Here is a 24,909-nt window from a genome sequence, read left to right on the forward strand (position 1 = left end):
TCGTCGATTTGTCAATCTCAGTTTGTTGCTTTGCATCGTTGTTGTCTCTACACATTTTTGTTGTTGGACCCAAAAACAAGGTAGTTACGAATTCGTGACAATTTAAATAAATTCATGCAGAAATTAGACGAATGTCTATAACAGCTTTTCGTTCATATACAGACATCTGCAGTTGCCAATGAGGCGTAAAGTTGTTCCATGACGTCCGAAAGTACAGTTATTGAGTCAGCCACGTTCGCGTTTCTTGATATTGAAACCACCGGCGGTAATTCAGCCCGGGACCGGATTACCGAGATTGGTATCCGGTTCTGGCAGGCCGGCGAGGTGGTGGGTGAGTGGCAGACGCTGCTGAATCCGGAAACGCGGATATCCCCGTTTATCGAGAACTTTACCGGCATTTCCAATGAAATGGTCGCCGATGCCCCGTTGTTTGAAGAGGTGGCGGATGAGCTGGAGGAGCAACTCAAGGGCAAGGTGTTTGTCGCTCACAATGCCCGCTTTGATTACGGTTTTATCAAATCCGAATTCCGCAGACTGGGGCGCCTGTTCTCAGCGAAGGTGTTGTGTACGGTAAAGCTTTCCCGGCGGCTGTATCCGGAATTCCGGCGGCATAACATGGACGCGCTGATTGCCCGCCATGGCCTTGCCCGGGTTCAGCGCCACCGGGCCATGGGCGATGTGTCCGCCATGCTTGCGTTCTTTGAGCATGCACGTTCGGAAAAAGGCGACGGGAAGTTAGATAAGGCTCTCCGAGAGCTGCTGCAACGGCCGAGTATTCCTTCCCACCTTCCGTCGGATACGCTTCAGGACCTGCCCCGGGGCCCTGGGGTATATCGGTTTTACGGCGAAAACGATGTACTTCTATATGTGGGCAAAAGCACCAATATTGCCCAGCGGGTGGCCTCGCACTTTTCCGGCGATCATAACTCTGCCCGTGGTGTAAGAATGTCCGAGAGTCTGCGCCGTGTTGAGTGGACGGAAACTGCCGGCGAGCTTGGCGCGCTCCTGCTGGAACTCAAGCAGATCAAGACCCTGAAGCCTCTGTTCAACCGTCGCTCCCGGGCGGCCAAGAATCTGGTGAGCATTGAGCTGTCGAAAAACGAGGCGGGGTATCTCCAGGCGCGCCTGGTTCGTGAAATCGAGCCCCACCGGTTGGGGGACTATTTCGGGTTGTTTCGCAGCAAGCGGGATGCCGAGCGGGCATTGAGCGGCATCGCGGCCAAGAATGAATTGTGCAACCGGCTACTCGGCCTGGAGCCGGAGCACGAGGGTCCTTGTTTCCAGCGCGCACTGGGGCGCTGCAAGGGCGCCTGTGAGGAACTCGAGAATGTCGAGCGCTATAACCTCAGGGTGCAGATTGCCTTCCACGGCCTGCGACTGAAAACCTGGCCCTGGAAAGGGCCGGTCGGGATCGTTGAGCGGGATGAGCGGTCCGGGCGCACGGACATCCTGGTGGTTTATAACTGGATGCATGTAGCCACCCTCCATGAAGAGGAGGAACTGGCGGATCTCTCACTCAGTGGCCAGGCAGTCACCTTTGACCTGGATTCCTACAAACTTCTGATCGGCGCCCTCATGGACAGAAAAAAGGGCGGGCACGAACGGCAGCAGGTGATCGAATTGCCTGCCATCGGGGAACCGGATGTTCTTATGCCGTGAGTGGCGTATTATGGTGCAAGAGTCCGCACACCTACTTACTTGTTTGGTGCGGCCACTCAACTATTTTTAATTGCTTAGCCGCTTTCCCGAGAGAGATTTATGAATAAAGAACCCGTCAGCCGCGAACTGTTCGATGAAGTCATGGTGCCCAACTACGCTCCCGGTTCCATCATTCCGGTGCGAGGAGAGGGCTCCCGGATCTGGGATCAGGAAGGCCGCGAGTTCATCGATCTCCAGGGCGGCATCGCAGTGACCTGCCTGGGCCATTCCCATCCGGGGCTGGTGGGCGCGTTGCACGATCAGGCTGAGAAAATCTGGCACCTGTCCAACGTGATGACTAACGAACCCGCCCTGCGTCTGGCGAAAACTCTGTGTGACCTCACCTTTGCCGAGCGCGTGTTCTTCGCCAACTCCGGAGCCGAGGCCAACGAAGCGGCGTTCAAGCTGGCCCGTCGGTACGCCTGGGAGCATCACGGTAAAGAGAAGAACGAGATCATTTCGTTCAAGAATTCGTTTCACGGGCGCACCCTGTTTACCGTGAGCGTAGGCGGCCAACCCAAGTACCTGGAAGGTTTCGAGCCGGCACCCGGCGGCATTCACCATGCCGAGTTCAACGATCTGGAATCCGTGAAGAAACTGATCTCGAAGGAGAAAACCTGTGCCATCGTGGTTGAGCCCATTCAGGGTGAGGGTGGTGTTATGCCCGGCGACCAGGCATTCCTTCAGGGGCTGCGAGATTTGTGCGACGAAAATGACGCATTGCTGGTGTTTGATGAGGTTCAGTCCGGCGTTGGCCGAAGTGGCCACTTCTACGCCTATCAGATGTATGGCGTGGTGCCGGATATTCTCTCCAGTGCCAAGGGGCTTGGCGGCGGTTTTCCGGTCGCAGCCATGCTGACCACGGCCAAGGTTGCAGCCAGCCTGGGCGTCGGTACTCACGGTAGTACCTACGGCGGTAACGCACTGGCCTGCGCCGTGGCGCAGCGGGTAGTGGATACCGTCAGCCAGCCGGAGATTCTCAAGGGTGTGAAAGCCCGTTCCGACAAGCTCCGCAAGGGCATGATGGATATTGGCGAACGCTACGGCGTGTTCACCGAAGTGCGCGGTGCCGGCCTGCTGCTCGGTTGCGTGCTCACCGAGAAATGGCAGGGCAAGGCCAAGGACTTCCTGAACGCCGGGCTGGAAGAGGGCGTGATGGTTCTGGTGGCCGGCGCAAACGTGATTCGTTTGGCGCCATCCCTGATTATCCCGGAACCGGACATTGAATTAGCCCTCGAGCGTTTCGAAGCGGCAGTGAAAAAACTGACGGCCTAAGGAGATCTTATGTGGCTGGTACGTCCGGCTGAGCCGGATGATCTGGACCAGATTCTCGCCATTGCGGGCACCCAGTGTGCCCGTCTTTCTTCCACCCTGCCCAAACAGGGCGACGCCCTGGCCTACAAGATCGAGCAGTCCCTGGCGTCGTTTGCCGGCCGGATCAGCGCAGAGGATGACCCTCCCAGGTTCCTGTTCGTGCTTGAGGACACTGAGACCGGAGACATCGCCGGCACGGCCGGTATCGATGCCCATGCCGGCAATGGCCAGCCTTTTTACAGTTACCGGCGGGATGCCCTGATCCATGCCTCCCATGAACTGGGAGTGTCCCGCCGTGTGGAGGTGTTGTACCCCTCCCACTCGCTGACCGATGTATCGCTGCTGTGCTCTTTCTCGATCCGCCCGGGGCTGCAGGGTACGGATGCGTTCGAGTTGCTGTCGCGGGCCCGGATTCTGTTTATTGCTGATCACCGTGAATGGTTTGCCCAGCGTATGGCCGTGGAAATCCAGGGCGTTCAGCTGGACGACGGGAGCGTGCCCTTCTGGGACAGCCTTGGCCGGCATTTCTTTAATATGGATTTTGAAACGGCGGACCAGTACTCCGGGCAGCTCAGTAAAACCTTCATCGCAGAGCTCATGCCGCCCAATCCCATTTACGTGACGCTGCTGAGTGAATCGGCCCAGAAGGCGATGGGTCAGCCGCACCAGATTACTGTACCCAACTTTGAGTTGCTCCAGCGGGAAGGGTTCCAGCCGGGAAACTATCTGGACATTTTTGATGCCGGTCCGGTTCTTGAAGCTCGTACCGACAGCCTGAAAACCCTCGTGACCAGTCACCCGAAGGAACTTCATGGGACCAACGAGGACACCGGCGAAACCTGTCTCATTGCCGCCGGCGAGGGTGAACAGTTTCGCTGCACCCTGACACCGGTCGCCGAAACACTGGACGACAAACTCAAGGTGCCGGTCTCGACCTGGCATACGCTGAACCGGACCGCGGGTGACCGGGTAAGGATCGCGCCGCTATGACCTATTCGGGCACCGAGGACGCAGTTACGTATCAATCCGCCGGGATCACGGAGGCGACACCATGCTGGTAATTCGCCCGTTGCAGGAAAACGATCTGGACGACCTGTATGCCATGGCCCAAAGCGCCGGGAAGGGGCTGACCACCCTGCCGGCGGATCGCGAGCTGCTGCAGAAGAAGATCAATCACGCCCGTGAAACCTTCAACCAGCGCATTGCACCGGAAGCAGGGCTCTATCTCTTCGCTCTGGAGGATACCGAACGCAAGAAAACGGTCGGTATCAGCGGTATCCAGGCTCGCGTTGGTCTGGATGAAGTTTTCTACAATTACCGTCTGAGCGTCACCGTCAATGCCTCGAAAGAGCTGGGTGTGCACGTGCGGACTCCAACGCTGCATCTGTCAAACGACATGACCGATACCAGCGAAATCTGCTCCCTGCTGCTCTCCGATGAGTACAAAGGCGGAGGCAGCGGCCTGCTGCTTTCCCGCTGCCGGTTCATGTACCTGGATGAATTCCGCAAACACTTCTCGGAAAAAATCTTCGCGGAAATGCGGGGCGTGTCGGATGCCAACGGCCGGAGCCCTCTGTGGGACGCGCTGGGAACCAAATTCTTCGACATGGAGTTCAGCGAAGCGGACATGCTCTCGGGGCTGGGCAACAAGTCGTTTATTGCCGAGTTGATGCCCAAGTATCCGATATACCTGTCCATGTTGCCGGATTCCGCACGTGCCGTGATCGGCCGGGTCCATGACAACACCGCTCCGGCACTCCGGATGCTTCAGTCCGAGGGGTTCAACTTCAACGGACTGGTAGACATATTTGATGGCGGGCCCGTGGTTGAAGCCTTCGTTCACAATGTCCGGACGGTTCGCGAAGGCATGAACCGGCACGCCATGGTCACTCGCAAACCGGTCAACCTGGACGTTCCATCTGAGGAGCGGGTCATGGTTTCGAACCGCTCATTCCGGGATTTCCGGGTGACTACCGTGCCGATAGATTGTATCGGACCGGATACCGTCAGCCTGCCACCTGAAGTTGCCGAAGCCTTGCAGATTGAATCTGGCGATCCGGTTCGCCTGGCCCCCTTGAAAGACTCGGGGCTGCTGACCAAACATAGTTATAGAAGCTCAGTACCGGGAGGTGCATCGAAATGGCAAAGCTGACGGGTGAACTGTTTATCGACGGGCTCTGGCTACCGGGCCACGGGCCGGTATTCGAATCTGTCCAGCCGGTGACCGGTGAAACACTCTGGGATGGCGAAAGCGCCAATCTGGAGGATGTGGATGCGGCCGTTCGTGAAGCCCGCAATGCCTTTGTGAAGTGGCAGCGCAAGAGCTTTGCCGAACGCCAGGCCGTTGTTGAAGCCTTTGGTGAACTGCTTGAGGCTCACAAGGAAGAGCTGGCACACCAGATTGGCCTGGAGACCGGCAAGCCGCTGTGGGAATCCCGCACGGAAGTGGCGGCGATGATCGGCAAGATCGGCATTTCCGTGAAAGCCTACAACGACCGTACCGGGACATCTGAATCCGATGTTGCCGGTGGTCACGCCGTGCTCAGGCACCGGCCCCACGGGGTCGTTGCGGTTTTCGGCCCCTACAACTTTCCAGGGCATTTGCCGAATGGCCACATAGTGCCGGCTTTGCTCGCCGGTAACACGGTGGTGTTCAAACCGAGTGAGCTGACCCCGGGGGTCGCCGAGCTGACGGTAAAACTCTGGGAGAAGGCCGGCATTCCCGATGGAGTGATCAACCTCGTCCAGGGCGCTTCTGCCACGGGCAAATCCCTGGCCGGCCACCCGTTGATTGACGGCCTGTTCTTTACCGGCAGTTCTACCGTGGGTCATCTGTTGCACAAACAGTTCGGTGGCCAGCCTGAGAAAATCCTGGCCCTGGAGATGGGCGGCAACAACCCGCTGATCGTTCAGGATGTGGCTGATGTGGATGGTGCAGTGCACCATGCCCTGCAGTCGGCCTTCCTGTCGGCCGGTCAGCGCTGTACCTGTGCACGTCGCCTGCTGGTACCCAAGGGCAAGAAAGGTGACGCGTTCATCGACCGGCTGGTGGAAGTCTCCGCCCGAATCAAGGTCGGCGAGTTCGATGCCGATCCGCAGCCGTTTATGGGCTCCGTGATTTCCGCGGAGGCCGCCGAAAAACTCCTGGCGGCCCAGGCCAGCCTGCTTGAGAAGGGCGGCAAATCCCTGCTGGAGATGAAGTCCCTGAAGTCCGGAACCGGCCTGCTGTCGCCTGGTATCGTGGATGCCACAGGTCTGGACGTGACCGATGAAGAGTTCTTTGGCCCCTTGCTGAAGGTGTATCGCTACAAGAGCTTTGATGATGCACTGGCACTGGCGAACGATACTCACTACGGGCTGTCAGCGGGCATCCTGACGGACGACCGGAAACTCTATGAACGGCTGGTGGAAGAAGTGCGCGCCGGTATCGTGAACTGGAACCGGCCGCTGACCGGCGCCAGCAGCGCGGCGCCCTTTGGTGGTGTTGGCGCCAGTGGCAATCATCGCCCGAGCGCCTACTACGCTGCCGACTACTGTGCCTGGCCCATGGCTTCTCTGGAGGCCGGCAAGAGTGAGATGCCAGAGTCTCTGGCACCCGGCCTCAATTTCGATTAACGGAACCCAGTGCCATGGTGAAACACGCGGTTGAAGCAAACTTCGATGGTCTGGTCGGTCCCACCCACAATTACGCGGGACTGTCCTGGGGCAATGTAGCCTCCAAATCCAATGTCAGTTCCGTCTCGAATCCGAAAGAGGCGGCACTGCAGGGCCTGGCCAAAATGAAGCGCCTTGCGGACCGGGGCTATGTGCAGGGCGTTCTGCCTCCCCATGAGCGGCCGCATATTCCGACACTTCGGGCCCTGGGGTTCGAAGGTCCGGACGCTCGCGTTCTCGAGCAGGCGGCCAAATCCAGTCCATCGATCCTGGCGGCAGTCTCTTCTGCGTCGCCGATGTGGACGGCCAATGCGGCCACGGTATCGCCGAGTGCCGATACCTCTGACCATCGCGTGCATTTCACTCCGGCCAACCTGAGCGCCAAGTTCCACCGTTCCATTGAGCATGCGGTGACCGGACGGGCTCTGAAATCCATTTTTGCCGACGAGAGCTATTTTGCGCACCATCCGGCGCTGCCATCAGTGAGCCACTTTGGCGATGAGGGCGCGGCCAACCACACCCGGTTGTGTGCCGGTTACGGTGAGCCCGGCGTGGAACTGTTTGTGTATGGCCAGATGGCGTTCAACGAGCAGGCTCCGGCTCCGAAGAAATACCCGGCACGGCAAACGCTTGAGGCATCCCAGGCGGTGGCACGGCTGCATGGTCTCAGGGACCAGAATGCGGTGTTTGCCCAACAGAATCCGGACGCCATTGATGGCGGCGTTTTCCACAACGACGTGATAGCGGTGGGCAACGGTAATACGCTTTTCTACCATGAAATGGCGTTTCTTAACGAAGCGCAGGTGCTGGCGGACATCAGGGAGCGGCTCACCGGTGCCGAGCTGGAAGCGGTCCGGGTCAGCAGTGCCGATGTGCCGCTGGAAGATGCCGTGGCCTCCTACCTGTTCAACAGTCAGTTGCTGAACACACCCGACGGCATGCTGCTGGCGGTGCCCGGCGAGTGCCGAGAAGTGGCTTCGGTCAGCCGTTATCTGGATGGCCTGGTGAAGTCCGGCGGGCCGATCACCGCGGTGGAAGTGTTCGACGTCAAGCAGTCTATGCGCAATGGCGGTGGCCCGGCCTGTCTGCGGTTGAGGGTGGTGCTCAACGACGATGAGCTGAAAGCCATCAACCGGGGTGTGTTGCTCACCGATGAACTCTATGAGCGCCTGACCACCTGGGTGGAAGCCCATTACCGGGATGAACTCAGCCAGAACGAGCTTGGCGATCCGATGTTGCTGGAGGAGGTTCGCAAAGCCCTGGACGAACTCACCGGGATCATGGGCCTGGGCTCCATCTACGATTTCCAGCTCTAGCAGCCTGCCGGGCTGCGAGTTGTCAGGCAGAAATCGACGACGTCAGCATATCCATGGTGTGCCGGATCAGCTGCTCGGCCGGAAACGCCGGGTTACCCTCGCCCATTTCCGACTGGCAGAGCAGGATCACCCCGTGCAGGGCCCCGCGCAGGTACAGTGCGGTCTGAACGGGGTCGTTGATCCGGTCGCGGTTCATGGTGCCGTCCCGTAGCCCCAGTTCGATGGCCCCCACCATCAGCTCCATCAGGTCTGATTTGGAGCACAACATTTCCTCTGCCTGACTTTCGTCTGCCTCTGCCATGGCGGTGGACGCCTTGGTCAAAGCCGAGAAGTAATCCGGTTCCTCCAGATAGAAGCGATAATAGGATTCTCCCATCGCCCGGATCTGGCTCAGCCCGTTATCCGCGGTCTGTCTTGCCTCTTCAAATCGACGGAACAGGCTATGGCCCGCCCTGAGCATAATGCCCCTCTGTATCGCAGCCTTGTCCTTGAAGTACACGTACAGCAAGGCCCGGCTAAGGCTGGCGGTACGGGCGATGTCGTCCATGGACGTGCGTTCGTAGCCCTTTTCCGAGAACACCAGTTCGGCGGCGTCCAGGATGGTGTCGTAACGGGCCTGTTTCTCACGCTCGCGACGGGTTTTCAGCGGTTCGCTCATTCAATCATCCGGTAAGTTGGCAACAGCACGCATAGGATACCTGAAATCGAATCAAACCCGATTATTGACAAAATGTCAAAGAATGACATGATGTCTAAATCAATCATCGGGTTTCTCCAGGGACAGGACCCCGCCAACTACACAAGCAAGGATGAAAGGAAGAGTCATGACACCACTTCGAATCCCCGTTGCCATCGTTTCTCTTGCGGTTTTTTCACTGTTTCTGTCGGGCTGTAAAGCCAGTGACGTAGCCCCGGAGTCCGGGCAGCAGAAGGTTTCAGTGCGTGTGTCTGAAGTTTCCGACGGCGAGAGCCAGGATATGCCGCTGCGGTTTTCCGGAATTGTTCGTGCTACCCAGCGAGCGACACTGACCTTCCAGGTCAGTGGCACCCTCAAGGAGCAGGCGGTGGAGCTCGGTCAGAAGGTGCAGGCCGGTGATCTGCTCGCCCGGGTCTACAATCCTGGCCTGGAGCCGGCCCGGGATTCTGCCAGGGCCCGCCTGGAAGAGTTGAGAACCCAGTATCAGCAGGCTCAGCGGGAGTGGGAGCGCTCCAGCCGATTGCACGAGCGCGGTGTGGTGTCCGAACAGACGCTGGAGCAGCTCGCAGCTCGGCGGGACTCCCTGGAGGCGAGCGTCGCAACGGCGCGGGCGTCCCTGGCGGAGGCAACCCAGCTGCTCGAGGAAAGTACACTTCGGGCGCCCTTTTCCGGACGGGTTGAAGCCCTGCTGGTGGAGCGGGACGAATTCGTGGCGGCCGGACAGCCGGTGATGCGGCTTTCCTCGCCCGAGGGCCGTGAGGTAGAGGTGCGGGTACCGGCGTATCTGCTGGATCATGTCGAGCTGGAGCAAACCTTGCCTGTCTGGTCCGTCCAGGACCGCAGCCGCCCGCCACAATCCGGTTCGGTGGTCGAGATTGCCCAGGCCAGCGCCATTCGCGGCGAGCTGCATCCGGTTCTGGTGAGCCTGCCGGTAAACACCCTGGAGCCCGGCCAGCCGGTAGAAGTGGGCATCACGCCTGTTCGGGAATCTGCCATCACAGTGCCCCTGCTGTCGGTGATCCGCAACGCCGAGGGCGTCAGTGTGTTCCGGGTCCGGGATAATGTGGCCTCCCGTGTTGCGGTGGAAGTCGACCGGGTCGTGGGCGAGCGGGTGGTGGTTACCTCTGGCGATTTGTCCCCGGGTGACCTGGTGGTTTATGCCGGCATGACACGGCTGGCGGACGGTGATGCCGTGGAGGTGCGCTGATGACCCGCCGGCTTCTGAACTGCCAGCGTCTGCTGGGCATGGTGGTGACCATGCTCTGCCTGTTGGGTATCGCGGCTTACAGCACCATGCCACGCCAGGAAGACCCGTCGTTTCCCTACCGGGCCGGCCTGATCAGCATCAACTATCCGGGTGCCAGCGCCGAGGCCGTTGAACGGCTCGTACTCAGGCCCCTGGTGGATGAACTTCGGCAGGTGGAGGAGGTGGATTATACCCAGTCCACCGCCCGTACCGGCGTTGCCATCGTGCGCCTGCGCCTGAATGACGACATCTACGACACCGACCCCGCCTGGGACCGAGTGCGCCAGGCCATGGAGCGCGCGAAGCAGGACTTCCCGGACGATGTGGGCCGGATGGTACTTGATGACCGTCTAATCGATATTCCTGCCATCGTCATGGCCGTAGGTGGCTCGCCCTCGGTAACGGAACTATCCGACGTTGCTGAACGGTTGAAGCAGAACCTCTCGGATTTGCCGGGGGTTTCCCGGATTGAGCTGGAAGGCGATGCAGACGAGCAGATTACCCTGGCACTGGACGATGCCGCGCTCTTCCGGCTTGGTATCTCACCGGCGCGGGTGCTGGACACGCTGGCGCGGCGAAACCAGACCATTCCCGGCGGCTTCGTGGTGGTCAATGGCCGCCGCCTGTCGGTCCTTCCCAACAGCGAGTTTGCCGATATTGACGCCATCCGCGCCACGCCCATTGAACTTCCGGATGGCTCACAGGTGCCCCTGGCCGCGGCAGCGGATGTCTGGCGTGGACCAGTAGAACCCAGACAGCCGGAAACCTGGTACGACGGCGAACGGGTGGTGCTGGTCTCCATCATTATGGAAGAGGGCACCACCGATGCGATCCGCTTTGGTCAGCGGGTGCGCGAACGCATGGAGCAGATTCGCGGAGACTTTGAACCCTACGAGATCCGGGAGATGTTCTTCCAGCCGGACAAGGTGCAGGAACGGCTCGATAACCTGGCCTGGAGCCTGGTGCTTTCAGTGCTGATCATCGTGGCGGTGGTCTTTACCGGCATGGGCATTCGTATGGGGCTGCTGGTCGCGTCCATTCTGCCCATGGTTGCCCTGATCAGTGTCGGGCTCTATGACCTCGGTGGGGGCGTGCTGCATCAGATCGCCGTCATTGGCATGGTGATCTCATTGGGCATCCTGATCGACAACGCCATCGTGATCGTCGAAAACATCCAGGGGCACCTGGATGAGGGCATGCGGCGGCTGGATGCCCTGCGCCAGGCCGTCAGCGAGCTGGCCGGCCCGCTGGGTGCCTCAACGGGAACGACACTGGCGGCCTTCGCACCCCTGCTTCTGGCCAAGGGCGGTGCTGCGGATTTCACCCGTGGCGTGCCGGTTATGATCATGCTGACACTGTCCGTCAGCTATCTGTTGGCTATCTCCGCCGTTCCCTTGCTGGCGGCCAGATTCCTGAAGCCCCGCCGCAAGGCGGGCCAGGACCGATTGATCGGAGTAGCCCGTTTTCTGGGTGGCCTGGTATCCCGTTACCCCGGACGGCTGATTACCGCCGGCGCCATACTTGTGGGCATCAGCCTTGCGATGACCCCCTTCATGGCCCAGCAGTTCTTTCCGAATGCCGATCGCCCGAGGGTGATTGTCGAAGTCTACATGCCCGAAGGCACCGACCAGGCCCGCACGGCTGAGGCCACGGAAAGTCTGGAGCGAATTATCCGTTCACAGCCGGACGCCCTGAAGGTCCACCGGTTCGTAGGCTTCACCGGACCTTCATTTTATTACAACCTGCAGCGCGCCCCCCAGGCACCGAACCGGGCACGGCTGGTGGTTACCACACCCACACTGGAAGACACTACCGGCATGATCCGCTGGATTCGCGCGCACGTGAAAGACCAGATGCCGGAACTGGATGTGACCGTGGGTATCCTCGGGCAGGGGCCGCCCAGGGCTGCGCCGGTGGAAATCCGTGTCTACCATGCCAATGATGGTGCCCGGATCGAAGCGGTGGAGCGGATCTTCAGCATTCTGAGAGGCGTTGAGGGCACGGTTGATGTCCGCCATGACCTGGATATTGGCGTTCCGAGTATTGCCATCAACGTCGACGATGCCACGGCGGCCCGCTACGGCCTGACCCGGGCCGATGTGGCCCAGAGCCTCTATGGCCAGAGCTTTGGTGTGGTGGCTGAGCGCTATCGCCAGGAAGAGGATCCCATCCCCCTGGTGCTGCGTTCCCGCGAGGGCACGGCCCTGTCGCTTTCACGGTTGCTGTCAGTGAATATCTACAACGACCGGGGGGACGCCGTACCGCTCTCAGCAGTAGCGACAGTGGATACCACCTGGGAACCGGCGGCTCGATACCTGCGTGATGGCGTAAGAATGAACACCGTCACGGCTAATCTCGAAACCGGTTACAGCTTCAGCCAGGCTCTGGACGGCCTTTACGCAGGGCTTGAGAGAAACCCGTTACCGCCGGGTACCCGCATGGCCATGGGCGGCGATGCTGAGGGCTCCGGTGAAGCCAATACCGCATTGCTCACCGCAGCCCCCATCGGGATGCTTTTGCTGCTGTTCTTCCTGCTGCTGCAGTTCAACTCCTTCCGCCGGGTCGGCATTATCCTTCTGACGGTGCCCCTGGCTACCGTCGGTATTTTCCCCGGATTGGTGCTGTCCGGCTCACCCTTCGGTTTCCAGTCTCTGCTTGGCGTGATCGCCCTCGTGGGAATCGTGGTGAACAACGCCATCGTTCTGCTGGACGTGATGGATCGGGAACTGGAGAAAGGAAGAGACATCCGCGACGCCATGCGCAACGCGGTAGAACAGCGCACCCGCCCGATCCTGCTGACCACAGCAACCACCGTGGCCGGCCTGCTGCCATTGGCGTTCTCAAGCTCCACGCTCTGGCCACCCATGGCCTGGGCCATCATCTCCGGCCTGCTGGCCTCAACGGTGCTGACGCTGCTGGTCATCCCGGCTGTCTGCACCCAGTTGATCAAAGTCAGTGTGCCGGAACCCGAAAACGCCCCGGCCTGATCAGTTGGAATGAGGGTCAGATGAAGCTTTCATCTGATCCCGTTTCTGGCCGGATCATCAGCCCGACTCGATGGCCCACGGGCACCTCAGGATTGGGGAACACAATCGCTTCTGGCGAATGTCCCACCCGATAGCTGGTCTCGCTGTCCTCCCAGATGACTGTGCCGGGCTGATACTCGGTGAAATTGGCGACATCGTCCGGAATATGGAACCGGAAGTTCTTCCCGGTGTTCAGAATCTCATGCACCACCTCGAACACCGTCAGGTGATCAAACGGCGGCTGCGGCGCAGGTGAGGGCAGCCCCCGGAACCGCCGTCGCAAGGCATCCTGGATGCCGGAAAAGCGCCCCAGATCATTCTGGCCGAACGGCCGAACCTTACCCAGCTCCACGGTAAAACTCTCGGCCTTCAACAGCGACGAGGAAAACGACGAAAACGTAGTGCCCGCCTTGTGCTGCAGCAGAAGCGTCTCCACCTCTGCCTCCAGCAAAAAATCACACTGGTCGACCGGAACCGTCCGCCCCTCAACAAACGGATACAGCGCAAACCTCTCCCGGTGCGACGGCCGAATGGCCGTGTGCAGGTCGTAGTGATAGAACGCCTGGGGATTGGCCATGGCAAACTGCCGGCAAGCTTCCTCAAGTTCCTGCGCCCGCGCAGCCTCGGCCAGTCCCTCATACTCGTTCCGACTATGCGCGCCATCGAACAGCCGATTGAGGTTCACTTCCAGAAAGCGCTTCCCTGCGACCATCGCGGGGGGATTACCCAGAATCAGCAAGACCGGGCAAGCCAGCTCCCATTCGCCCTCAATCAGTTCGGAAACCAGTCCGTTAAGAACCTCAATGGGCGCTGTTTCGTTCCCGTGAACACCTGCGGAAACGATGATGGCCTCGGCATTCGGGTTGCTTCGGCCAGCCGGGGGAACAATGTCCAGAACACCCACGGCCTTGCGGCTGATTCGGGTACCGTCGGGGAGAAAGGTCTTGATTTCTGGGAGTGATGCGGCTGGGTTGTCCAGGGCGTGGGAAAGCCAGTCACAATTCGTTCCGAACAGATCTTGTTTTGCCGACATAGAAGCCCCGAACCAGGTTTGGGGGCGGGCAGGGTATTGCCTCCCGGGAATGTCTGAAGCCATGGATGGCTTCAGTCAAGCGCACATGGATGTGCTCGTAGCGTTTCCCGGGAGGCAATACCCTGCCTGCCCGGGCACTGAAGTATGATGTTCCGCGGGCTCAGCCGTTCACCGGCCGCTGATGCTTCAGAAGATGAGTTTCGAGTTTGCGGAAAGCAAAAACCAGTATAAACGTGAGCGCCATATAGCAAAGTGCCACAAAGATAAACGCATCAAACGGCGCATAAAACCGGGAGTAAATATTACGGGCTGCTCCCGTCAGATCCACAATGGTTACTACACTCGCAATCGCACTGGCGTGCAGCATGAAGATCACCTCGTTGGAGTAGGCCTGCACCGCCCGCCGCGCTGCACTTGGCAGCACAATCCGCCGCATCCGCATAAACCAGTTCATGCCATAGGCTTTGGCTGCTTCAATTTCACCGTTGGGCGTAGATATGATCGCACCGCGGATAATCTCCGTGGTATAGGCCGCAGTGTTCAGTGTGAAAGCCAGCAGGGCCGGGTAGAAAGGTTCCCGGAAAATCTCCCACCAGAAGGTTTCCTGGATGCCCTCAATCTGGGCCAGCCCGTAATAAATGATGTAAAGCTGAATCAGCAATGGTGTGCCGCGAAACAGATAGGTATAAAGCCACACCGGGCCGGAGACGAAGGGGTTGCGAACCGTCCGGAGGATGGCCAGCGGAACCGCCACCAGCAAACCGATAACCAGGGACAGAAACACCAGATGCACGGTGGTCACCATGCCATCCCAGTATTCCATGATGGTCATGGCGGTAAAGATTTCGTTCTGGTTCAGCCACTCGGCAATGAAATCAGGCATCCGTTAACCCCCCTGAACCACGCCGACATTGGCCCGTTTATCGAGCCACTTGATGAACAGCTCAGACCCCGCCGTAAGGGCCAGATAGACAAATGCCACCGGAATGAAAAAGTGGAACGGCATGCGCTCCGCCTTGGCGGCTTCCTCCGCCACACGAACCATGTCGGTCAGGCCAATGATCGAAACCAGGGCGGTGGTCTTCAGCAGAACCTGCCAGTTGTTGCCCAGACCGGGCAGGGCATGGCGCAGCATCTGCGGCAGCATGATTCTGCGGAAGGTATGAAAACGGGTAAAACCATAGGCCCGGGCAGCCTCAATCTGGCCGGTTTCAACAGCCAGGAACGCGCCCCGGAAAGTTTCGGTCATATAGGCGCCGAAAATCAGCCCGATCGTTACAACGCCGGAGATAAACGGGTCGAACTGAAAGAAAAAGTCGATCTCGTAAGTTTCCCAGATGTAATCCGAGAGCATATTCACTGCAACCTGGCCGCCATAGTAGAACAACAGCATCATGACCAGATCGGGCACGCCACGAATCAGAGTGGTGTAGGTGGTCGCGATACCTTTGGCAACCCGGCTTTGCGACAGTTTGGCAGACGCGCCAATCAGTCCCAGGGCAACCGAGAGAGCAAGAGACAGGAAGGCCAGTTCAATGGTGACTATTGCCCCATCCATCAGGGCCGGGCCATAGCCTTTCAGATCAAGCATGGGAAAGTCCGGTAAGCAGGGGCGGCCCCAACGGGCCACCCCTCGGCAGATTTACATCTTGATGTCGTAAGCGAAGTACTTCTGCATGATGGTGTCGTAGGTACCATCTTCCTTCAGGGTGCGAAGGGCAGCGTTCACTTCTTCGGCAAGCTCGGTATCGCGCTGGCGCATGGCAACACCCACGCCCTGACCCAGCTTGACCGGCTCACCGACTTCCTTGAAGCCTTCCTTGGTGAGGACGGTCTGCTCGCCAACCGGATAGTCTACGAACACAACGTCCAGACGCTGGCCTTCAAGGTCCAGAACCATGTCATCGGCGGTTGTGTAACGCTTGATGGTCACAATGCCGCCCATGTTTTCGGTTACGTGGGTGTCCATGGTGGTGCCACGCTGAACGCCCACGGTCTTGCCCTTCATGGCGTCCATGTCGGTGACGTCGGTGTTGAAGCTCTCAGGGCCGAACCAGCCACCCGGGGTGTTGTAGTACGGCTCGGAGAACAGAACCCGCTCGGCCCGCTCCGGAGTGATGGACATGGAAGACATGATCAGATCAAACTTACGCGCCAGCAGACCCGGGATCATGCCGTCCCATGACTGAATAACGAATTCGCAGTCAGCGTTCATTTCTTCACACATGGCTTCGGCCAGTTCCACTTCGAAACCGGTCAGCTCGCCGTTCTCGTCTTTGTACTCAAACGGCTCGTAGGGCACGTCGAATGCAATGCGGAGGCTACGTTCCTGGGCCTGTGCACCGCCTGCAATCAGGGCGAGGGCGCAGCTTGCTGCAAAAATCATTTTTTTCATGTGTCACTTCTCCAGTGGTTTGCCTTTTGGGCTTTATTTTTGATGGAAGTTTTTGGTTCCAGCATTTTATTTTTCACCGGTTCAAGATAGCACCGAGTGTCAGAAGTTGGGAGTCAGGAACTGCTTCATGCGTTCCGAATCCGGGTGATCAAACACTTTTTCGGGGGTACCCTGTTCCTCGATCACGCCCTGATGCAAAAACAGGACCTGACTCGACACATCCCTTGCGAACGCCATTTCGTGGGTAACCACGATCATGGTGCGGCCTTCCTCGGCCAGGCTTTGCATAACCTTCAGTACTTCCCCCACCAGCTCAGGGTCCAGCGCCGACGTGGGTTCGTCAAACAGCATGACTTCCGGTTCCATGGCCAGGGCCCGGGCAATAGCCGCCCGCTGCTGCTGGCCACCGGACATCTGGGCCGGGTAGTAGTCCTTGCGCTCGTAGATGCCCACCTTGTTCAGATAGGCTTCCGCGCGCTCGATGGCTTCCTTCTTGGGAACCTTGAGCACGTGGATCGGCGCTTCAACGATGTTCTCCAACACCGTCATGTGAGACCAGAGATTGAAGCTTTGGAACACCATGGAAAGTTTGGCGCGGATCAGCTCAACCTGCTTGTTATCCGCGGGAATGCGTTCGCCCCTGCGGTTGGTCGTGAACTTTATTGGGTCGCCGTGCACGATAATGTCGCCGGAAGTGGGGGTTTCCAGCAGGTTTATACAACGCAGGAGGGTGCTCTTGCCGGAGCCGGAGCTGCCGATCAGGGAAACCACGTCGCCTTTGCGGGTCTCCAGTGAAATACCTTTGAGCACTTCAAGCTGGTCAAAGGTCTTGTGAATGTCCCTGCAGATCAAAGGCGACTGGTCCGCCATGGGTGACTCCTGGGGCTGTAATTCAAAGGCGCATGTTTTACGGACTGTGGATACGGAAATCAATCCCTTAAAGAGAGCGTTTTACCGAATTTCACCGCCGTTCGCTGCATGACATTGTGGTCGAATGATTGTTCAATGCAAGCTTTTTGCCATGCTAGGCTTCTGCCCGCAAATGATCATTCGCTTTGTCCTGTTCAATGGGCAGCCTGATCAGTTTGCCTCCGTCTTTCTCCATGTCTCTCATGGCCTCACTGACAAACCGTACGTGGGCCATCGCCACCTTCTGGGCGTTGGCCGGCTTGCCAGCGATGACGGCCTCATACAGCTGCCGGTGCTGGCGGACGATTTTCTTCCGCATTTCTTCTCTCGGGTTCAGGTTGGCAACCGAGGCCTGAACGGTCAACAACATCATGTTTTTCAGGCTGTTGAGCACATGCACCAGTACCGGATTATGGGATGCCTCGACAATCGCAAGATGGAAACCATGGTCGAGACGGGCGTTACGAAGCGGGTCGGTATCCTCAAGCGCCCGGAACGCCTTCGTGATGCGATGCCGGTCGAGGCGGGTTGCCCGCAGGGCAGCGAGATAGGCGGCCTGGCCTTCCAGTTGTTCGCGTACTTCCAGAAGGTCGAAAAGTGTGCGGGGATGTCCCTCGAAAAGATGCATCAGCGGACTCTGTTCTCCCAGCTCGCTCGCGCCGGGCACCATGCTGGCCACAAACGACCCCTTGCCGTGGCGGGTCTCAATAACGCCGCGGCCCTGAAGCTCATGCAGGGCTTCCCGGATCACTGCGCGGGAAACACCCAGCCGGGTCGCCAGTTGGCGCTCGGACGGTATCTTCTGCTCCGGAGCCAGCCCGCCGTCGAGAATAAGGCGTTCCAGCCGATATGAGATTTCCTGGGAGATTGCCATTTGGGGGCCTGTTTATGCTCTCTGGTCTGACCAGTGAATGCTTCTGATTGTAGGTGTTTCCGTTCTCAGCTGATGTGCGTCCGAGCCCGTTAAATATGGCCGATTCAGAGTATTTCGTCCATTTTTAATACTTCAAAAACTGGTCAGACCAGTGCTCACCGAACTGGACTAAACCCGGATTGGCTACGAATATCATTCTAATGTCGGCCTGCGCCGGCGTTGCCATAGACGCTGATAAAAACAAAGCCAACGGAGACGTTTCGATGAATTCGAAGAATAACATCCGAAATAGCTGTGACACTGGCGAGACCCCACCTCGCAGAAGTTTCCTCAAGACAATCGCCATGGGCGCCACTCTGGCAGGCGCAATGCTCATGGGCGCAGGTCAGGTCCAAGCTGCTACCACGTGGAAAATCCAGTCGACCTGGGACGCGGGTACGGTGGGCTACACGCTCTTCGAGGAGTGGTGTAAGAGTATTGAGGCCAAGTCCGGCGGAGAGCTCAAGTTCCAGTGCTTCCCGGCCAAGGCGGTTGCTGCCGACAACAACGCGCTGTTTGACGCTGTTCGTAACGGCGTGCTGCAGGGTATGAACCCGTTCACCCTGTACTGGGCGGGCAAGATCCCTGCCTCTGTGTTCCTGTCTTCCTACCCAGCGGGTCCGGATCAGCCCCATCAGTGGGACACCATGTTCTACTCCATGGGTATGCTCGAGAAGACCCGGGAAATCTACAAGAAGTTCGGCCTGTTCTACGTTGGCCCGATCCAGCACGATGCCAACATCATCCATTCCAAGCAGCCGGTAAACAGTCTTGACGACCTGAAAGGTATGAAGATCCGCGTACCCGGAGGCATGGTTGCCGAGGTTTTCCAGCAGTTTGGCGTGTCCACGGTCAGTCTGCCGGGCTCGGATATTTTCCCGGCTCTCGAAAAAGGCACCATTGACGCGGCGGACTTTGTAGGTCCTGCGGTCAACTACGAGCTGGGCTTCTCCCAGGTTACTGACTACATCATCTTTGGACCTCCCGGCGTGATGTCTATCTACCAGCCGGTGGACCTGATGGATCTGACCGTCAGTCTGCGTGCCTGGAACTCTATCTCGCCTGAGCTTCAGCAGCTGGTTGAGGACGAGGTTCGGATCTACTCCCAGAAGCACTACCTGGCCATCCAGGCGCGCAACATCGAGGCGATGGAGAAGTTCAAGGCGGATGGCGACACGGTTACCCGCCTGAGCCAGGAAGATCTGGAAACCTGGCGTAAAGCTGCGATCCCCATCTGGTTCAACTGGGCCAACAAGAATGATGACGCGCGCGCCATCCTGGATATCCAGCTGAAGTACATGATGAACGACACGGTTGGCTACATAACCGAAGAAGACATCAAGGGCTTCTGAGTTCCAAAGCTCAAATAAAAAACGACACACGAGGAAGGCAGGGTTAGCCGACTAAGGATTAGCCCTCCCTTCCTCGCTCTTTGATCTGGGTGGTAACAACATGTCTGATCTGAGTTCCTTTGGCTTTGTTTTGCCGCACTGGTTCTACTGGGGCTGGCTTGCGGTAATGCCATTGCTCATGATGGCTTGGGATAAGTGGAGCAGTAAGCACGGCGGAGATGACGCCGAGCCCGAGAAAACGGTTTCCGAGCTGCAGTCTGAAGAAGATGATCCTCTTGCTCACTTTGAGTACGAGGGTAACTGGTTTACGAAAATCGTTGACTGGATGTGCGAGAAGTCAGGTCTTTTCGTTGCGTTCTGGACCATCAACGCCGTGCTTTTCTATTTCTTTGAAGTGGTGATGCGATACATCTTTAACATGCCAACGATCTGGGTGCATGAGGCCAGCTTCCTGATCTTCGGTATGCAGTACATCCTTGCCGGTGCCTTTGCGCTGTTGCACGGAGCGCACGTTCGGGTAGACGTCGTCTACAACTTCCTGCCGGTTCGCGGGCGCGTGGGCATGGATATTTTCACCTCCATGTTCTTCTTCATATTTGCAGCCGTTCTGGCCACCACATCCTGGACCTTCTTCCAGGACTCCCTGATGATGCAAGAGACCACTGTCGAGACCTGGGGTATCCAGTATTACCCCGTGAAAGGCGTGATGTTTGTGGGCGCAATCCTGTTGCTGCTCGCCGGCTTTTCGAAGCTGCTTAAAGACATCGTACTGTTCATCCGTCTCGGTCAGGAGCGCACATCATGAGTACAACAACTGCAGCGCCCAGCAGCGGCATGGCCGGAAAACTGGGTACATGGTTAATGATCATCGCCACCGTGGGTCTGGCGTTTGTCATCTGTGTTGAACTGATCAACATTCTCTTTTATGACCCATGGAGTGATGACAAATTCCTCTTCAAGCTCTCGGGTAGCTTGTCCGGCGTCGAAATCGGGCCGTTGACCTACCTGATGTTTGGATCTCTGGCTGTCGCCCTGATGATGGGGCTGCCGCTTGCTTTCGTGACCGGTGGTCTTGGTGTCATGTTCATCTACCTGGTGGGTGACGCCATGATGTTGAACATTGTCCCCGGCCGGATCTTCCCGTTGATGGCAAACCCCGACATTGCTGCGATCCCTCTGTTCATCTTCATGGCGTCGATGCTTGAACGCGCGGGCCTGATCGAAGAAATGTTCAGCGTGGTTTACAAGTGGATGGGCGGCATCAGTGGCGGCCTTGCTGCTGCAACCATTGTCGCCTCTACGATTCTGGCTGCGATGGTCGGTGTTATCGGTGCCGCCGTTGTCACCATGGGCATTATCGCACTGCCGGCCATGTTGAAACGTCATTACGACCACAAGATTGCCATCGGCTCCATCATGGCGGGTGGAACCCTGGGTATCCTCATTCCGCCTTCGATTCTGGCCATTCTGTATGCCGTTGTTGCACAGCAGTCTGTGGGCGAGCTTTATCTGGGCTCTCTGTTGCCCGGTCTGATGCTCTCCGGTCTGTACCTGACTTATGTTCTGGTGCGCAGCTGGCTGAATCCGAAGCTGGGCCCGCCCATTCCGGTGGAAGACCGGATCAGTCTGAAAGAAAAGCTCAAGCTTCTGGGCAACCTGATTGCACCCCTTGCACTGGTTGGTCTGGTTCTGGGCCTGCTTTTCGGTGGTATTGCCACGCCGGTTGAAGCGGCTGGTATCGGTTCGTTCGGTGCCATTATCGTTGCGATGATGCACAAGAAGTTCTCGATTGCCGGCCTTCGCGAAGCCTCCGTGACCACGGCCAAGGCGTCTGCCATGGTTCTGTGGATCATGTTCGGTGCATCGGTATTCGTCGGTTTCTACATCCTCCAGGGTGGTCAGCAGTTTGTCACCGACGCCATACTTGGAACCGGCATGTCGGCGTACGGGATCCTGCTCCTGCTGATGGTCTTGCTGGTGGTTCTGGGTATGTTCCTTGACTGGGTTGGTATCCTGCTGCTGGCAGTGCCCATCTTCATTCCGATTGTGAAGGCGCTGGAATTCCCTGGCTTGTTCGGCTTCCCGCCGGTAGCCGGTGACGACGTGGTGCTCTGGTTCGGTGTGTTGTACCTGGTGAACATGCAGATGTCTTTCCTGAGTCCGCCGTTTGGTTACGCACTGTTTTACATCCGCGGCGTTTGTCCTCCGGAAATCTCCATGGGTACCATCTTCAAGTCTTCCCTGGTGTTCCTGGCGATTCAGGCGTTCGGACTGTTCATGTGTGTCCTGATCCCCGGCATCGTAACCTGGCTGCCAGGGCTGGTTTACGGTTAATCAAATCAAGGAGTAAAGCTTTATGTTGACGATCAAACGACTGGACCTTGCCGAGGCGCGCATCCTCATTGAGGGCGCGGCTGAAAAGGCCCGTGAAATCGGTGTGCCCATGTGCATCGCTGTGGTGGACGAATCCGGCAATCTGGTGGCCTTCGAGCGCATGGACGGCGGCAAGATCACCAGTGTGACCATTGCCCAGGACAAGGCCTTCACGGCGGCTGCGGCCAAGAAAGCCACCCATGACTACAACAAGGTGAACGTGCCCGGCAGTCTCGCTTTCGGTATCCACACCGAAGTTGGCGGGCGCATCAGCTCTGTTGGCGGTGGTCTGCCGGTGATCGTCGACGGCGAAGTGGTGGGTGGTATCGGAATCAGTTCCGGTACCCCCCAGCAGGATATGGACTGTGCCCAGGCCGGTCTTGACCACTTTGAAACAAAACGCGGTTGATGACTGTCACACTGACGTAATTCGAACCCAGAGAGTGCTATGACTACCAAGCCGAAAGTCAGCAAAGCCGAGCTGGCGGAGCAGTTCCGGGCGTTTATCGACCCGGACTACGTCATCACCGATGACGAAACCATGAAGCCCTACGAATGCGACGGCATGTCGATGTATTGCGAAATGCCGTTGCTGGTGGTGCTGCCGGAAACCGTTGAACAGGTGCAGCGGGTGATGCGCATCTGTAACGAGAACGCGGTACCTGTGGTGGCCCGTGGAGCCGGAACGGGACTCAGTGCCGGTGCCATGCCCAACAAGGAGGGCGTGGTACTGTCGCTGGCCAAGTTCAATCGCATCGTGGAGATTGATCCGCTGGCCCGAACGGCAAGACTGCAGCCCGGGGTGCGAAACCTCGCCATCAGCGAAGAAGCGGCCCAGTACGGTCTGTATTACGGGCCAGATCCTTCCTCGCAGATCGCCTGCACCATTGGCGGTAACGTGGCCGAGAACTCGGGCGGCGTGCATTGCCTCAAGTACGGTCTGACCGTTCACAACATCCTGAGCGTGGAAATGGTCACCGCCGAGGGTGATGTCGTGACCGTGGGCAGTGATGGTCTGGACGGCTGTGGGATGGACCTGCTTGCGCTGATGACCGGCTCCGAGGGGCTGCTGGGTGTGGTGACGGAAGTCAAAGTGAAGCTGTTGCCGAAACCCGAAGTAGCCCAGGTTGTCATGGCCGGGTTTGATGACGTGCAGAAAGGTGGTGACGCCGTGGGCGGGATTATCTCCCACGGCATTATCCCTGGTGGCCTTGAAATGATGGATGGCCACGCCATCATCGCAGCGGATGACTTCGCCCAGGCCGGCTACCCGCGGGACGCCAAGGCGTTGTTGCTCTGTGAAGTGGACGGCACCGAGGAGGAAGTTCACGAACACATTGCCCAGGCCGAAGAAGTCTTCCGAAAGCTGGGTGCCACTTCGGTTCGGACCTCTCAGAGCGAGGAAGAGCGAGCCCTGCTGTGGAAAGGCCGTAAGTCTGCGTTCCCGGCCGTGGGCCGGATTTCACCGGACTACTACTGCATGGACGGTACCATTCCCCGTCGTGAGATCGCCTATGTTCTGACGGAAATGGAGAAGATGTCCGAGGAGTTTGGTCTGCGCGTCGCCAACGTGTTCCATGCCGGCGATGGCAACCTGCACCCGCTGATCCTGTTTGATGCGAATGTGCCCGGCGAATTCGAGCGCACGGAGGCCTTCGGTTCACGCATCCTGGAAATGTGTGTGGAGGTAGGTGGCTGCATTACCGGTGAACACGGCGTTGGCGTTGAAAAGATTCGCCAGATGGCAGTGCAGTTCAACGATGAGGAGCTCCAGCAGTTCCACGACGTAAAGGCCGCGTTTGATCCCGCCGGTATCCTGAACCCGGGCAAGGGCGTACCGGCCCTTCGGTTCTGCCAGGAATACCGCTCCCTTGAGCACAAACAACACACGCACGAACATACGGAAGCCGCCCATGGCTGATATTTCCCAACAGTTGAAGGAGCAGGTGCTCCAGGCCCGGGAGAGCGGGCACAAACTCAATATTGTCGGCGGTGGCACCAAGGCCTTTATGGGCCGGGAAGCCGACACCGATGCCGGAACCCTCAACGTGGGCGAGCATACCGGTATCGTTGACTATCACCCGGTGGAGCTTGTTTTGACCGTCCGTGCCGGTACGCCGCTGAGCGAAATCGAGGCGACTCTGGCTGAAGAAGGTCAGTGCCTGCATTTTGAGCCACCCCATTTTGGTGCCGCCTCCACCATCGGCGGCACCCTGGCCTGTAACCTTTCCGGTCCGGGACGCCCCTGGGCCGGCTCGGTGCGTGACCAGGTGCTGGGTATCCGGCTGCTCAATGGCAAGGGCGAACATCTTCGCTTTGGTGGTCAGGTCATGAAAAACGTGGCCGGCTATGACGTATCACGTCTTCAGGCCGGTGCCCTGGGAACTCTGGGCGTAATCACTGAAATCAGCATGAAAGTGATGCCGAAACCGGCCGCTTCCCTGACCCTGGTTCAGGAAATGGGCATGGACGAGGTGGTTCACTATATGAACAGCCGGGCGGCCGAGCCCAAGCCCATCACCGCCGCCTGCTGGGTGGACGGCAAGGTTTACCTGCGCCTGGCCGGTGCGAAATCCGGTGTGGAAGCCACCGCTGAAAAGTGGTCCGGCGAAGTGATGGAAGAGGGCGACCACTTCTGGCGACAGGTGCAGGATATGCGTCACGAATTTTTTGCCGGTAACGACGTGCCTTTATGGCGCTTCTCCGTTGGTTCGACAGCTGCCACACCGAAACTGGAAGGTAACTGGTTTATCGACTGGGCCGGTTCCCAGCGCTGGTTCCGTGGCGCCGGTGAGCTGAAAGATCTGGAGCCTGCGGCCCGAGCTGCCGGTGGCCAGGTCAGCCTGTTCCGTGGTGGCGATCGCACCGGTGAGGTGATGCATCACCAGCCGGAGGCCCTGAAGGGCATTCAGCGCCGCATCAAGAATGCCTTTGATCCGGACAATATCTTCAATCCCGGACGTTTATACAGCTGGTTGTAATT

At 58.4% G+C, this 24,909-nt stretch carries 21 protein-coding genes; 14 read left to right on the forward strand and 7 right to left on the reverse strand.

Annotation, left to right across the window (positions count from 1 at the left end; genetic code table 11):
• Window positions 1-198: 198 nt before the first annotated feature.
• From AC13DD_RS07295 to astB, 6 genes are all read left to right on the forward strand, one after another.
• Window positions 199-1,659 carry an exonuclease domain-containing protein gene (locus AC13DD_RS07295; protein ID WP_104270741.1) on the forward strand — a complete coding sequence of 487 codons (1,461 nt, stop codon included), beginning with the start codon at window positions 199-201 and terminating at the stop codon, window positions 1,657-1,659.
• A 99-nt stretch (window positions 1,660-1,758) separates the two neighbouring features.
• Window positions 1,759-2,973: an aspartate aminotransferase family protein gene (locus tag AC13DD_RS07300; RefSeq protein ID WP_014578271.1), complete on the forward strand. Its 1,215-nt coding sequence runs from the start codon at window positions 1,759-1,761 to the stop codon at window positions 2,971-2,973.
• Window positions 2,974-2,982: 9 nt separating this feature from the next.
• Entirely contained in the window at window positions 2,983-4,002 is a 1,020-nt protein-coding gene (locus tag AC13DD_RS07305; protein ID WP_092033293.1) for an arginine N-succinyltransferase, read from the forward strand.
• A gap of 61 nt (window positions 4,003-4,063) precedes the next feature.
• Complete coding sequence (astA, locus tag AC13DD_RS07310; RefSeq protein ID WP_014578269.1) at window positions 4,064-5,164, forward strand: arginine N-succinyltransferase; 1,101 nt, start codon at window positions 4,064-4,066, stop codon at window positions 5,162-5,164.
• The gene (astD, locus tag AC13DD_RS07315; RefSeq protein ID WP_053113022.1) at window positions 5,152-6,627 is read left to right on the forward strand and encodes a succinylglutamate-semialdehyde dehydrogenase; all 1,476 of its coding nucleotides are present in this window, start codon (window positions 5,152-5,154) and stop codon (window positions 6,625-6,627) included. The genes astA and astD overlap by 13 nt, the downstream gene beginning before the upstream one ends.
• Window positions 6,628-6,641: 14 nt before the next feature.
• The gene (gene astB, locus AC13DD_RS07320; protein WP_008169251.1) at window positions 6,642-7,982 is read left to right on the forward strand and encodes an N-succinylarginine dihydrolase; all 1,341 of its coding nucleotides are present in this window, start codon (window positions 6,642-6,644) and stop codon (window positions 7,980-7,982) included.
• 22 nt (window positions 7,983-8,004) lie between these two features.
• On the opposite strand, the gene AC13DD_RS07325 is transcribed toward astB, so the two are convergent.
• Window positions 8,005-8,640, reverse strand: coding sequence for a TetR/AcrR family transcriptional regulator (locus AC13DD_RS07325; RefSeq protein WP_008169253.1), 636 nt, complete (start codon window positions 8,638-8,640; stop codon window positions 8,005-8,007).
• A 166-nt stretch (window positions 8,641-8,806) separates the two neighbouring features.
• Here AC13DD_RS07325 and AC13DD_RS07330 point away from each other — a divergent pair, with 166 nt between their 5' ends.
• Together AC13DD_RS07330 and AC13DD_RS07335 are read left to right on the forward strand one after the other, a co-directional pair.
• A complete protein-coding gene (locus AC13DD_RS07330) occupies window positions 8,807-9,886 on the forward strand; it encodes an efflux RND transporter periplasmic adaptor subunit (protein ID WP_405417138.1) in 1,080 nt (359 codons plus the stop codon).
• Entirely contained in the window at window positions 9,886-12,912 is a 3,027-nt protein-coding gene (locus AC13DD_RS07335; protein WP_482931028.1) for an efflux RND transporter permease subunit, read from the forward strand. Before AC13DD_RS07330 ends, AC13DD_RS07335 begins: the two co-directional genes overlap by 1 nt.
• A 16-nt stretch (window positions 12,913-12,928) precedes the next feature.
• On the opposite strand, the gene astE is transcribed toward AC13DD_RS07335, so the two are convergent.
• The 6 genes from astE to AC13DD_RS07365 all read right to left on the reverse strand — a co-directional run bounded on the left by astE (window position 12,929) and on the right by AC13DD_RS07365 (window position 18,162).
• Window positions 12,929-13,984 (reverse strand): succinylglutamate desuccinylase, encoded by a 1,056-nt coding sequence (astE, locus tag AC13DD_RS07340; RefSeq protein ID WP_482931029.1) that lies wholly within the window; start codon window positions 13,982-13,984, stop codon window positions 12,929-12,931.
• 160 nt (window positions 13,985-14,144) lie between these two features.
• Window positions 14,145-14,867, reverse strand: coding sequence for an ABC transporter permease (locus AC13DD_RS07345; protein ID WP_008169264.1), 723 nt, complete (start codon window positions 14,865-14,867; stop codon window positions 14,145-14,147).
• A gap of 3 nt (window positions 14,868-14,870) precedes the next feature.
• On the reverse strand, window positions 14,871-15,575 hold the full coding sequence (locus tag AC13DD_RS07350) for an ABC transporter permease (RefSeq protein ID WP_053113019.1): 705 nt from the start codon (window positions 15,573-15,575) through the stop codon (window positions 14,871-14,873).
• A 51-nt stretch (window positions 15,576-15,626) separates the two neighbouring features.
• Window positions 15,627-16,379 carry an ABC transporter substrate-binding protein gene (locus tag AC13DD_RS07355; RefSeq protein ID WP_482931030.1) on the reverse strand — a complete coding sequence of 251 codons (753 nt, stop codon included), beginning with the start codon at window positions 16,377-16,379 and terminating at the stop codon, window positions 15,627-15,629.
• Between the two features lie 99 nt (window positions 16,380-16,478).
• Entirely contained in the window at window positions 16,479-17,249 is a 771-nt protein-coding gene (locus tag AC13DD_RS07360) for an ABC transporter ATP-binding protein (protein WP_008169270.1), read from the reverse strand.
• Window positions 17,250-17,403: 154 nt separating this feature from the next.
• Entirely contained in the window at window positions 17,404-18,162 is a 759-nt protein-coding gene (locus AC13DD_RS07365; RefSeq protein WP_008169272.1) for an FCD domain-containing protein, read from the reverse strand.
• A gap of 344 nt (window positions 18,163-18,506) precedes the next feature.
• Between AC13DD_RS07365 and dctP the strand changes: the two genes are divergently transcribed.
• From dctP to glcE, 6 genes are all read left to right on the forward strand, one after another.
• Window positions 18,507-19,553, forward strand: a complete 1,047-nt coding sequence (gene dctP, locus AC13DD_RS07370; protein WP_008169277.1) for a TRAP transporter substrate-binding protein DctP — start codon at window positions 18,507-18,509, stop codon at window positions 19,551-19,553.
• A 100-nt stretch (window positions 19,554-19,653) separates the two neighbouring features.
• Window positions 19,654-20,358 carry a TRAP transporter small permease subunit gene (locus AC13DD_RS07375; protein WP_008169278.1) on the forward strand — a complete coding sequence of 235 codons (705 nt, stop codon included), beginning with the start codon at window positions 19,654-19,656 and terminating at the stop codon, window positions 20,356-20,358.
• Window positions 20,355-21,887 carry a TRAP transporter large permease gene (locus AC13DD_RS07380; protein WP_008169280.1) on the forward strand — a complete coding sequence of 511 codons (1,533 nt, stop codon included), beginning with the start codon at window positions 20,355-20,357 and terminating at the stop codon, window positions 21,885-21,887. The genes AC13DD_RS07375 and AC13DD_RS07380 overlap by 4 nt, the downstream gene beginning before the upstream one ends.
• Window positions 21,888-21,909: 22 nt before the next feature.
• The gene (locus tag AC13DD_RS07385; RefSeq protein ID WP_008169282.1) at window positions 21,910-22,335 is read left to right on the forward strand and encodes a GlcG/HbpS family heme-binding protein; all 426 of its coding nucleotides are present in this window, start codon (window positions 21,910-21,912) and stop codon (window positions 22,333-22,335) included.
• Window positions 22,336-22,374: 39 nt separating this feature from the next.
• Window positions 22,375-23,847 (forward strand): FAD-linked oxidase C-terminal domain-containing protein, encoded by a 1,473-nt coding sequence (locus tag AC13DD_RS07390; protein WP_008169283.1) that lies wholly within the window; start codon window positions 22,375-22,377, stop codon window positions 23,845-23,847.
• Complete coding sequence (gene glcE, locus AC13DD_RS07395; protein WP_008169285.1) at window positions 23,840-24,907, forward strand: glycolate oxidase subunit GlcE; 1,068 nt, start codon at window positions 23,840-23,842, stop codon at window positions 24,905-24,907. Before AC13DD_RS07390 ends, glcE begins: the two co-directional genes overlap by 8 nt.
• The last annotated feature ends 2 nt before the right edge of the window (window positions 24,908-24,909 follow it).

This window comes from Marinobacter sp. L-13 (assembly GCF_056857715.1).